Genomic DNA, 7563 nt, shown 5'->3' with positions numbered 1-7563 from the left:
CCACCCCATGGCGATGTCGCTCTGTCCCACCACGACTGGATCAGCGCCACCAGCGGATGGATGACCCCGACCGTCGACCGCAGCGTAGGCGGCTGCCGGCCGCTCCGCGGGCCCCGCCGCCGGCCGTTTCGCGGACTCCTCCACGGGGCGTTCCGCGGACCCCTCCGCAACCCGTCCAGCCGGGCCGCCCGGCACCCGCCCAGCCGACCCCTCCGCCACGCGCCCCCTCGCCGCCCCGGCGCGCCCCGCCGACGGTGCCCCTGCCGCGCGCTCCCGGCGCGCCGACGTCCTCGTGGACCGGCCCGGTGCCGCCGTACGGCTCGCCGGGTGCTGCACGCCCGTACCGCCGGACGAGATCACCGGGTTCGCGGTGCGCGGGGGAGTGGTGACCGTGCACCGCGTGGAGTGCGCGGCGGTGGCGCACATGAAGAGCAGGGGGCGCGCGGAGATCGACGTGCGCTGGGGGGACACCGCCGAATGCCGGGTCACCCTGGTCGCTGAATCGTTCGGCCGCCCCCATCTCCTCGCCGACCTGACCGAGGCGATCGCCCTGCAAGGCGTCGAGATCGTCTCCGCCACCGTCGAACCGCCCAGCCAGCAGCGGGTGCGCCACACGTACACCCTCCAGCTTCCCGACGCGGCCCACCTCCCGGCCCTGATGCGGGCCATGCGGGACGTACCGGGGGTGTACGACGTGAGCCGGGCGCAGCACCAGCCGCGGGCGTCCTGACGACGGCGTCCCGCCTACCCGTTCGGGTGGGCCGGTCGCGCGTCGCCGCCGCGGGGCGGGCAGCCACTGGTAGCGGTGGTCCATGCTGCTCACCCCCCGCTCCCGACCCCGGACCGCCGGCCTCCGGACCACGCCCAAGGTGTCCCGGCACCGGAAGGCGGCCCTGCTCGCCTCCGCCGTCTCCGTCTGCCTCCTCGCCGCCGCGGCGCCGCCCGAACCGCTCGGCGTGGGCGACCGGCTCTTCCCCTACCTGGGCAACCCGGGCTACGACGTCGCCTCGTACGACCTGTCCCTCACCTACCCGGGCACCAACGACAAGCCGCTCCAGGCCGTCACCACCATCGACGCCTGGACCACCGCCGACCTCAGGCGCCTCAACCTCGACTTCGCACACGGCACCGTGCGGTCGGTCGAGGTCGACGGGCGCCCCGCGGACTTCACCAGCGCCGGCGAGGACCTGGTCGTCACCCCGGACGAGCCCCTGGACGAGGGCAGCCGGATCCGGATCACCGTGCGCCACACCAGTGACCCCGTCTACGGCAAGGACCAGGAGGGCGGTTGGGTGCGCACCTCCGACGGCCTCGCCATGGCGAACCAGGCCGACGCCGCCCACCTGGTGTTCCCGTGCAACGACCACCCCTCCGACAAGGCGATGTTCACCTTCCGGATCACCGCGCCGAACGGCTACACCGCCGTGGCCAACGGTCTGCCCGCCGGTGCCGACCGGGTCGGCACCACCACCACCTGGACCTACCGCACCCAGCACCCCATGGCCACCGAGCTCGCCCAGGTCTCCATCGGCCGCTCGGCCGTGCTGCGCCGCGAGGGCCCCCACGGCCTGCCCGTGCGTGACGTCGTCCCCGCGGGCGACCGCAAGGCCCTCGAACCGTGGCTCGCGAGGACCCCCGACCAGATCGCCTGGATGGAGAGCAAGGTCGGCCGGTACCCGTTCGAGACCTACGGCCTGCTCATGGCCCAGGCCGCCACGGGCTTCGAACTGGAGACACAGACCCTCTCGCTGTTCGAGAAGGACTTGTTCACCGAGCCCGGCTACCCCCGGTGGTACATCGAGTCGATCATGGTGCACGAACTGTCCCACCAGTGGTTCGGGGACAGCGTCACCCCCCGCAGCTGGTCCGACGTCTGGCTGAACGAGGGCCACGCCACCTGGTACGAGGAGCTGTACGCCGAGGAGACCGCGCACCGGCCGATGGAGGAGCGGATGAAGGCCGCCTACGGCGCCTCCGACCGCTGGCGCGAGTCCGGCGGCCCGCCCGCCCGGCCCAAGCCGCCCGTCCCGGGCCAGAAGATCAGCATCTTCCGCCCCAGCGTCTACGACGGCGCAGCCCTCGTGCTCTACGCCCTGCGGCAGGAGATCGGCCGGCCGGCCTTCGAGCGGCTGGAGCGGATCTGGGTCCGGGAGCACCAGGACGCCACCGCCGCCACCGCCGACTTCGTCCGGCTGGCCTCGGCCATCGCCGGCCGCGACCTGAGCGGCTTCTTCAAGGCCTGGCTCTACGGCGAGAAGACCCCGCCGATGCCCGGCCACCCGGACTGGAAGCCCACGGCCGAGGCGCAGCCCGCCGCGCCCCGCACCCGGCGATGACCCGGTGACGACCGGCGATAACCCGGTGACGAGACGTGCCGTACCGTGCGACCATCTAGGGGTGGGCGCGCAGGGGACACGGGAATCTCCCGGGGTACCCGTGCGTTGTACCTCACGAAGCGGCACGGGCGACCGCCCGCCGTGCGGAGGCCGTGACGCCGACGCCGTGACGGCACTCCCACCGACGTATCTCATCGACGTAAGGATCCAATGACCTCCTCTTCTTCCCTTTCCCAGGACACCAAGCGCCTCGCGCACGCCTATCCCGAGGGTCTTCGGGCCGATGCCCTGATGGAAGAGGACGTCGCCTGGAGCTACGAGATCGACGGCGATCGGGACGGCGACCAGTTCGACCGCTCCGAGCGCGCGGCCCTGCGCCGCGTGGTGGGTCTGTCCACCGAGCTGGAGGACGTCACCGAGGTCGAGTACCGCCAGCTCCGCCTGGAGCGGGTCGTGCTCGTCGGCGTGTGGACCACCGGCACGGCGCAGGACGCCGACAACTCCCTCGCGGAGCTGGCCGCCCTCGCGGAAACCGCGGGCGCGATCGTGCTCGACGGCGTGATCCAGCGCCGCGACAAGCCCGACGCGGCCACCTACATCGGCTCCGGCAAGGCCGCCGAGCTGCGCGACATCGTCATCGAGACGGGCGCGGACACCGTCATCTGCGACGGTGAGCTGAGCCCCGGCCAGCTGATCCAGCTGGAGGACGTCGTCAAGGTCAAGGTCATCGACCGTACGGCCCTGATCCTGGACATCTTCGCCCAGCACGCCAAGTCCCGCGAGGGCAAGGCGCAGGTCGCGCTCGCGCAGATGCAGTACATGCTGCCGCGGCTGCGCGGCTGGGGTCAGTCGCTGTCCCGGCAGATGGGTGGCGGTCGCGGCGGCCTCGCCACGCGTGGCCCCGGTGAGACCAAGATCGAGACGGACCGGCGCCGGATCCGCGAGAAGATGGCCAAGATGCGCCGGGAGATCGCGGAGATGAAGACCGGCCGCGAGATCAAGCGCCAGGAGCGCCGACGCAACAAGGTGCCCTCCGTCGCCATCGCCGGCTACACCAACGCCGGCAAGTCCTCCCTGCTCAACCGCCTCACGGGCGCCGGCGTCCTGGTCGAGAACGCGCTGTTCGCGACCCTGGACCCGACCGTCCGCCGGGCCGAGACCCCGAGCGGCCGGCTCTACACCCTCGCGGACACCGTCGGCTTCGTCCGGCACCTGCCGCACCACCTGGTCGAGGCGTTCCGCTCCACCATGGAGGAGGTCGGCGACTCCGACCTGATCCTGCACGTGGTGGACGGCTCGCACCCGGACCCGGAGGAGCAGCTCGCCGCCGTACGCGAGGTGATCCGGGACGTCGGCGCCACCGACGTGCCCGAGATCGTCGTCATCAACAAGGCGGACGCGGCCGATCCGCTGGTCCTCCAGCGGTTGCTGCGCGTCGAGAAGCGCTCGATCGCCGTCTCGGCACGCACCGGCCAGGGCATCGAGGAACTGCTCGGCCTGATCGACAACGAGCTGCCCCGCCCCTCGGTGGAGATCGAGGCGCTCGTGCCGTACACCCACGGCAAGCTGGTCGCCCGCGCCCACACCGAGGGCGAGGTGATCTCCGAGGAGCACACCGCGGAGGGCACCCTGCTCAAGGTCCGGGTGCACGAGGAGCTGGCGGCGGACCTCGCGCCGTACGTGCCGGTCTCCGCGGTCTGACCCAGCCCGCCACGAGGGCCCGCCACCCCACTCGGGTGACGGGCCCTCGTCATGCCCACCGCCAGGTCACCGCCCGGCGAACTGCTTGCTCACCGACTCGTACACGCCCTTGGCCACCTCACCCAGCCGGGGACCGGCCAGCCAGCCGGAACGCACCGGGCCGATGGACGTGTTCGACACCAGCGCGGGCTTGCCGTCCGCGCCCGTCTCCACCCAGCCGCCACCGGAGGAGCCACCGGTCATCGTGCAGCCGATCCGGTACATCGTGGGATCGGACTGCTCGATGGAGAGCCGTCCCGGCTTGTCCTGGCACTGGTACAGCAGCTGGCCGTCGTACGGCGCCGCCGCCGGGTAGCCGGACGCCGTGATGCTCTTCACCTGGGGCACGGCCGGCGCGTCGAAGTTCACCGGCAGCGCCCCGCCGACGGTCTCCTCCAGCGACTTGCCGCCGCTGCCCTGCTCGGGCGTCACATGGATGACGGCGAAGTCGTACGACGCGCCGTCACCGCCCGTCTGACCACCCTTGCTGATCCACTGCTGCGAGGTCTTCGCCGCGTCGGCCCACCACACGCCGTACGGCGCGATCTCGGAGCGGCTGGCGTTCTCCAGCTCGGCCGACGACCTGCCCTGGTCGTTGTACGACGGCACGAAGGCGATGTTGCGGTACCAGCCGCCCTTCTTGCCGGCGTGCACGCAGTGACCCGCGGTCCAGACGAGGTTGGACTTGCCCGGGTGCGCGGGGTCCTTCACCACCGTCGCGGAGCAGACCATGGTGCCCTCGGGAGCGTCGAACAGCAGCTTGCCCGAGGTGGCCGCGCGGGCGTGGTACGGCGGGGCCACCGCCTGGGCCTGCACCGGCTGCGGCGCCGGATCCGTCACGCCCTGGTCACCGGAGATGTCGTTGTCGTCGACGCCCTGGTCCGGGTCGTCGGCGCCACGCATCCGGTCCGGGTCCCACAGGCCCTTGATGATCGGGTTGATGAAGTCGTTGGCCTCGCGCAGCCAGTCGTCCCGGTTCCAGTTCTTCCAGGCGCCGTGCTTCCACTTGTCGATGTCGATCCCGTGCTCCTTGAGCCTCTGCTTCAGGTCACCCGGGATCGTGATCTTGCCGTCGCCGGTGCTCACCGCGGACGGCTTGCTGTCGGCGGTGTCGTCACCCCCGCAGGCGGTGGCGGTCAGCGCCAGCACCGACACGAGGGCGACCGCCGTCAGCGAGGTGGAGGTTCGGCGACCACCCCTCCCTCGCCGAGCGGTGAACGACGGCCGTATGGATCGCATGTACTTGACTCCCCCTGCTGTGAAAGGAACTCGGCGCTTCGGCCCGACACCGGCGGCGAACTCATGGAAGGTTCACGCCGGTCTCACGACCTTCTGGGAACGGCATCACACACTATGCCGTCGCCGTGGGTGAGTTCTGACGGGAGGGCAACGGTTCCGTCACAGGGCGACTGAACAGGGAACGCACGGCGGCCGGTCCGAGACCCGCCTCCTGTGCACGGCGCCCCGCGCCGACTGATGAGGTGTCATGAGGCGCGGTGCCGGTCCGTGCCCGGCCTCGCCCCTGGCCACCGCGGGGGCGCGGCGCGGCGCGATGCGTCTTCGGTGCTGGTGCTGGTGCTGGTGCTGGTGCTGCTGGTGCGGGCGCGGGAGCGCCGGTCCCCGTCCCGTCCGGCCAAGGATCTCCGGGCGAGCCCGTAACCGCCCGAACGGTCCGCTGTTGTAGCCGGTGGGGCCTGCTGCCAGTGTCCGGTCCCCGAGGACCAACTCGCCTTCGAACAACGGGGAGGACAGCGCGCCGTGGCCGTTACGGAGTCGATGGCTGGAGGCACGTCCGGGGAAGCGCGGGACGTGCACGAGGGGATCCTCAGACGCCAGTCGGCGCGTGAGTCCTCGGCACGCACCTACGCCCGCGCCCTGCCCATCGTGCCCGTCCGGGCGCGAGGCCTCACCATCGAGGGCGCCGACGGCCGCCGTTACCTGGACTGCCTGTCCGGTGCCGGCACCCTCGCCCTCGGCCACAACCACCCGGTCGTGCTGGAAGCCGTCCGCCGGGTCCTCGACTCCGGCGCCCCCCTCTCCGTCCTCGACCTCGCCACACCCGTCAAGGACGCCTTCGTCACCGAGCTGTTCCGCACGCTCCCGTCCGGCCTGGCCGACCGAGCCCGCGTCCAGTTCTGCGGACCGGCCGGCACCGACGCCGTCGAGGCCGCCCTCAAACTGGTCAGGACCGCGACCGCGCGCACCGGCATCCTGGCCTTCACCGGCGCCTACCACGGCATGACCGCCGACGCCCTGGCCGCCTCCGGCGGTGCCCCCGACGTCCGGGTCACCCGCCTGCCCTACCCGCAGGACTACCGCTGCCCCTTCGGCGTCGGCGGACCGCACGGCGCCGAACTCGCCGCCCGCTGGACCGAGTCCCTCCTCGACGACCCCAAATCCGGCGTCCCACTGCCGGCCGGGATGATCCTCGAACCGGTCCAGGGCGAAGGCGGGGTGATCCCCGCGCCGGACGACTGGCTGCGCCGCATGCGCCGGCTCACGGCGGACCGGTCCATCCCGCTGATCGCCGACGAGATCCAGACGGGAGTCGGCCGCACCGGCGCCTTCTGGGCCGTCGACCACAGCGGCGTCACCCCCGACGTCATGGTCCTGTCCAAGGCCATCGGAGGCAGCCTCCCGCTGGCCGTGATCGTCTACCGCGACGATCTCGACGTCTGGCAACCCGGCGCCCACGCCGGCACCTTCCGCGGCAACCAGCTCGCCATGGCCGCGGGCACCGCCACCCTCGCCTACGTCCGCGAGAACGCCCTCGCCGAACGCGCCGCCGCCCTCGGCTCCCGCATGCTGCGCCAACTCACGGAACTCACCCGCGCGTTCGCTTGCGTCGGAGACGTCCGGGGGCGCGGCCTGATGATCGGGGTCGAGCTGGTGAACCCGGAGGCCGACCACACCGCTCCTGGCCGGGCACCCCATGCCGGTGACGCCGACGATGCAGGTGGCTTGGGTGATGTCGGTGATGTCCTTGATGTGGGTGACGGCGGTGACCTGCGTGACGTTGCTGACGCCGGTGACGGGAGCCCGGGTGACACGGCGGACCGACCGGAGCCCACCCGTGCGCCGCACCCGGCCGCCCCCGAACTCGCCGCCGCCGTCCAGCGGGAGTGCCTCCAGCGCGGACTCATCGTCGAACTCGGAGGCCGGCACGCGTCCGTGGTCCGGCTGCTCCCTCCTCTCACGATCAGCGACGAACAGGCGGCGGCCGTACTCGACCGGCTGACCGACGCGGTGACAGCGGCCGTCCGCCACCACGAAGCGCATGGCCCACACCAGCAACGCCGGCCCTGCCCGGCCCAGCGCGCGGGCTGAACTCCCCCCGCGCCGGGCCCGGCCTCCGGCGCCGCCCCTCGGACGAACACCGCTCTCCATCCTCGCTCAGCCCCCTTTCCAGGCATCCACACCGACGTCCACCGCCGACCCAATCCCACAGCCATCCCGCCCCACCGACCGCAGGCCACGAAGGAACGGC

The 7563-nt window shown here is 72.3% G+C and carries 4 protein-coding genes and 1 pseudogene; 4 read left to right on the top strand and 1 reads right to left on the bottom strand.

The window, feature by feature from the left end:
* Positions 1–289 precede the first annotated feature (289 nt).
* The 3 genes and pseudogenes from ABZV94_RS03495 to hflX form a co-directional block, all read left to right on the top strand.
* Positions 290–730 (top strand): annotated as a pseudogene (locus tag ABZV94_RS03495) (ACT domain-containing protein); the annotation flags it as partial.
* A gap of 82 nt (positions 731–812) precedes the next feature.
* The gene (locus tag ABZV94_RS03490; RefSeq protein ID WP_356336724.1) at positions 813–2336 is read left to right on the top strand and encodes a M1 family metallopeptidase; all 1524 of its coding nucleotides are present in this window, start codon (positions 813–815) and stop codon (positions 2334–2336) included.
* Between the two features lie 210 nt (positions 2337–2546).
* Positions 2547–4037: a GTPase HflX gene (gene hflX, locus ABZV94_RS03485; RefSeq protein ID WP_356336722.1), complete on the top strand. Its 1491-nt coding sequence runs from the start codon at positions 2547–2549 to the stop codon at positions 4035–4037.
* A gap of 66 nt (positions 4038–4103) precedes the next feature.
* On the opposite strand, the gene ABZV94_RS03480 is transcribed toward hflX, so the two are convergent.
* The gene (locus ABZV94_RS03480; protein WP_356336721.1) at positions 4104–5315 is read right to left on the bottom strand and encodes a hypothetical protein; all 1212 of its coding nucleotides are present in this window, start codon (positions 5313–5315) and stop codon (positions 4104–4106) included.
* A 537-nt stretch (positions 5316–5852) separates the two neighbouring features.
* Here ABZV94_RS03480 and ABZV94_RS03475 point away from each other — a divergent pair.
* Complete coding sequence (locus tag ABZV94_RS03475) at positions 5853–7403, top strand: diaminobutyrate--2-oxoglutarate transaminase family protein (protein ID WP_356336719.1); 1551 nt, start codon at positions 5853–5855, stop codon at positions 7401–7403.
* The last annotated feature ends 160 nt before the right edge of the window (positions 7404–7563 follow it).

The sequence above is a fragment of the Streptomyces sp. NPDC004658 genome, from assembly GCF_040609555.1.
In the GTDB taxonomy this organism is placed as follows: domain Bacteria; phylum Actinomycetota; class Actinomycetes; order Streptomycetales; family Streptomycetaceae; genus Streptomyces.
The sequence above is the reverse complement of the archived record's forward strand: the minus strand, read 5'-3'. Positions and strand labels throughout refer to the sequence as shown.

Bases quoted from the DNA above. Each gene is read 5' to 3' on its own strand.
- ABZV94_RS03490 (WP_356336724.1), top strand. From the start codon at position 813: ATGCTGCTCACCCCCCGCTCCCGACCCCGGACCGCCGGCCTCCGGACC.
- hflX (WP_356336722.1), top strand. From the start codon at position 2,547: ATGACCTCCTCTTCTTCCCTTTCCCAGGACACCAAGCGCCTCGCGCAC.
- ABZV94_RS03480 (WP_356336721.1), bottom strand. From the start codon at position 5,315: ATGCGATCCATACGGCCGTCGTTCACCGCTCGGCGAGGGAGGGGTGGT.
- ABZV94_RS03475 (WP_356336719.1), top strand. From the start codon at position 5,853: ATGGCTGGAGGCACGTCCGGGGAAGCGCGGGACGTGCACGAGGGGATC.